The organism is Vibrio sp. 1159, assembly GCF_033340395.1.
Lineage (GTDB): Bacteria > Pseudomonadota > Gammaproteobacteria > Enterobacterales > Vibrionaceae > Vibrio > Vibrio alginolyticus.
In genome coordinates, this window is sequence record NZ_JAWOWL010000164.1 from 1 (window position 1) to 1,116 (window position 1,116).

Annotated in this window: 1 protein-coding gene; it reads left to right on the forward strand. The window is 48.6% G+C overall.

From position 1 onward, the window contains the following. The coding region (locus R7127_RS26735) for a VCBS domain-containing protein (RefSeq protein WP_318148739.1) at nt 1-1,116 on the forward strand (1,116 nt) is incomplete at both ends.

Consider the following 1,116-nt stretch of genomic DNA (forward strand, 5'->3'; position numbering starts at 1 on the left):
CAAAATGATTCACTTACGATTGATGGTCAGTTCACGACAACGCAAGGTTCTGACCGCGTGGTTAGTTACCAGTTAGATACCTCTGTAGATGTGGTTGCAGGGCTCACCTCACAAGGCAATCCAGTGACGTTGATAGAGACTGCAAATCCTGATGGCAGCTTCAGCTACGTTGCGGCCGCAGATGGCAACCCTGTGTTTACGTTGGTAGTGAAAACGGATGGCAGTTATAACTTCACGCTGGAAGGCCCAACCGATCACGCTATTAATAGCGACGAGCTAACGCTGAACTTCCCAATTATTGCGACTGACTTTGATGGCGATACAACTTCTGCCACCATCCCAGTGACTATCGTAGACGATAAACCAGTCATCACGAATGTGGATGCAATCCAAGTTGATGAAGATGACTTGACGGGGATTGGCTCAGACCAAAATGATGCACTTTCCATCAACGGCCAATTTGCAACAACGCAAGGTTCTGATGGTGTCGTTAGTTATCAATTGGATGTTTCTGCCGACCCTGTCGCAGGGCTGACGTCTCAAGGCGTCGCGGTAACGATGACTGAAACGGCCAACCCAGACGGCAGTTTTACTTATCAAGCCTCCGCAGGTGGTAACGCTGTCTTTACCTTGATTGTTAACGTAGATGGTTCTTATAACTTTACGCTAGAAGGCCCAATCGACCATGTCAATGGTAGTGACGATTTAACGCTGAACTTCCCGATTATTGCGACCGATTTTGATGGTGACACCAGCTCCGCGGTGATCCCAGTGACCATCGTCGATGACCAACCGACCATCACAAACGTCGATGCCATTATGGTTGATGAAGACGATTTATCGGGCGTTGGTTCTGCTCAAGATGGTGTCGTTTCTATTGATGGTAAATTCACCACAACAGAAGGCTCTGATCGAGTGGTGAGCTATCAACTCGACGGATCGACGAACCCTGTAGCAGGATTAACGTCGCACGGCGAAGTTGTTGATTTGGTTGAAACAGCGAATGCAGATGGCAGCTTCACTTACACTGCGACCGCTGACGGCAACCCTGTATTTACGTTGGTGGTGAACACCGATGGTTCATACAACTTTACGTTGGAAGGCCCAATCGATCAC